General features: G+C 59.0%; 3 protein-coding genes. All 3 read right to left on the bottom strand.

The window, feature by feature from the left end:
* Nucleotides 1-28: 28 nt before the first annotated feature.
* Entirely contained in the window at nucleotides 29-1,477 is a 1,449-nt protein-coding gene (locus tag Q0835_RS29635) for an IS66 family transposase (RefSeq protein WP_298967044.1), read from the bottom strand.
* A gap of 132 nt (nucleotides 1,478-1,609) precedes the next feature.
* Nucleotides 1,610-1,957, bottom strand: a complete 348-nt coding sequence (tnpB, locus tag Q0835_RS29640; protein ID WP_298967049.1) for an IS66 family insertion sequence element accessory protein TnpB — start codon at nucleotides 1,955-1,957, stop codon at nucleotides 1,610-1,612.
* Nucleotides 1,954-2,349 carry a transposase gene (locus Q0835_RS29645; RefSeq protein ID WP_298967052.1) on the bottom strand — a complete coding sequence of 132 codons (396 nt, stop codon included), beginning with the start codon at nucleotides 2,347-2,349 and terminating at the stop codon, nucleotides 1,954-1,956. Before Q0835_RS29645 ends, tnpB begins: the two co-directional genes overlap by 4 nt.
* Nucleotides 2,350-2,435: the final 86 nt, after the last annotated feature.

Genomic DNA, 2,435 nt, shown 5'->3' on the forward strand with positions numbered 1-2,435 from the left:
GTATGCGTCCGGTCATACAGGCGTTGACTTACTCGGGTTGCCAATTCCACGGCATGAGTTCATCGAGTCGGTTCATTTTGTGATCTGCGATACGGTCCAGAACCCAACGCAGCCATGCTTCTGGGTCGACTTTATTCATTCGGCAGGTCTCAATGAGGGAATAGGCAATGGCTGCGGCCTGTCCGCCGCCCTTTGATCCCATGAACAGATAATTCTTGCGCCCGAGGGTCACCGGCCTAATTGAGCGCTCGCAGATATTATTGTCCAGTTCAAGGAAGCCGTTTTCAAGATATGCCCGCGCCTTTGGCATGCGGGCGAGCGCATAGCGGATGGCGGCTGCCAGCATCGATTTACCGGAGATTTTGGGCAGTTGCAGCGAGAGCCATGTCTCCAGATCGTCAAATACCGGCTTCGCCTTGTCCTGCCTCAGGGTAACGCGCGCATCGGCGGACTTGTAACGCGCCTCTTTTTCCACGGCATACAGGGCGGCGATGCACTTGATCGCTTCCTCGGCGATGGCCGACCCCTCGCTTTCATAGATGTCGATGAACTTGCGGCGCACGTGGACCATGCAAGCCTGCTCGCTGGCGCGATCTGCCCCGAACAGGTCATTGAACCCAGTGAACCCATCGGCATGGACCACACCTTTGTATCCCTTGAGATGGGATGACGGGTGCTCACCCTTGCGATCGATGCTGAACGGATACCAGACGCAGGGCGGAGCCTGCCCACACCAAGGGCGTTCATCGCGCACATAGCTCCAAAGGCGCGCTGTTTGCGCCTTGCCCTTGGCCTGCATCTTGACGGGCGTATCATCGGCGAACAGCGCAGGACCGGCTCGAACCAGCTTGCCGATATGGGCCGCCAGCGGTTCCAGCAGCGCCGTCGATCGTCCCACCCAGTCGGTCAGCGTTGAGCGATGCAGATCGACCTTGTCGCGGGCATAGATCTCGGACTGGCGATAGAGCGGAAGGTGATCGCAATATTTGCCGACCAGCACATGAGCCAACAGACCCGGGCCCGGACGACCGCGCGTGATCGGGCGCGAGGGCAGTTCGGCTTGGACGAACGCCTCGCAACAAGTGCAGGTCATGCGAGGGCGCACAATCCGCTTCACAACGAAGTGGCCAGGAACGTATTCCAGCTCTTCCGTTACGTCTTCGCCAAGCTGCTTGAGTGCACCACCGCAAGCGCCGCAGGCGTCACCGGGCGACAGGATTTCTTCCTGGCGCTCAAGATGATCGGGCAGCGGCGCACGATTGTGCGAGCGCTTTGTGGGGGAACCTTCATCGGCGTCAACTTGCGGCGCCGCCCTTTGCGCCTCGGACGCGGTAGCAATTTCGGTGTCTTCCTGAAGATCGAACACCAGCTGATCCATGGTCTCGGATTTGCTACCAAATCGGGCTTTGCGATGAGCGGCCAGTTCCTTCTTCAGCTTCTCGATCTGATAGGCTTGCGCCTTGATTTCGGCCGCCATCAGTTCGCTGACAGCGCGCAGTTCAATGGGGTCTTCGGGGAGAGATTTGAAGGTCGCGCGCATGCGCATTTTATATCCGAACAGCCGGCTGAACGGAACGACAAATGCCCAAAAACATCATGTTTTATTGACTTATCCGGCCTGCAATGGCCGCCATGTCCGTTGCGGTGTCCGCCAGTCAATTCCTTCCAGAAGCATCGACAGTTGCGCCGCCGTGACACAGACTTTGCCGTCCTTGGCAGCAGGCCAAACAAACCGCCCGTTCTCCAGGCGCTTCATAAACAGGCATGCGCCCTGCGTATCCCACCAGATGATTTTCAAAAGGTCACCCCGACGGCCACGGAAGACGAACAGATGGCCGCAATACGGGGCCTCGGACAGCACCTTCTCCGTTTGTGCCGCCAGTGTGTTGAAGCCCCGCCGCATATCCGTCACACCAGCCGCGAGCCAAACCCGCGTGTTGCTCGGCACGGGGATCATGCCGACAGCCCCTCGACCAGCGCCAGCACCGCAGACAGCGCAGTCGTGCCCTCCACCAAAATGCGCCGACCATCTGACAGCGCGATGTCAACGCGCTGTGCCGTAACCAGACCACTCGAAACGGGTAGTGAAAAGTCAGCCATGGGCCTTGAGGAAACGCCCGCAACCTCAATCGGGAAAAACGCCGCGTCCTCGCCCTCTGGCAGTCCCATGTCCGGATCCTCCGGCGAAAATCGGGGATCGCGAAGCCATTTGTGGATCACGTTGGTATTCATCGAATACCGCCGCGCCACGTGCGCAACCGAAACACCCGATACACGCGCCTGAGCACAGATCGAACGCTTCTCATCAACTGACCAAACCCGCCTCTTCTGGCCCTTTTTGCCCGCCATCAATCACCTCAAGATGTCCACTATCGATGGTGGACATCTAGCAGGCACTCCATCGCGACGACAGAGCGGCAGAACCGGACGCTTAC

The organism is uncultured Roseibium sp., assembly GCF_947499295.1.
In the GTDB taxonomy this organism is placed as follows: Bacteria; Pseudomonadota; Alphaproteobacteria; order Rhizobiales; family Stappiaceae; genus Roseibium.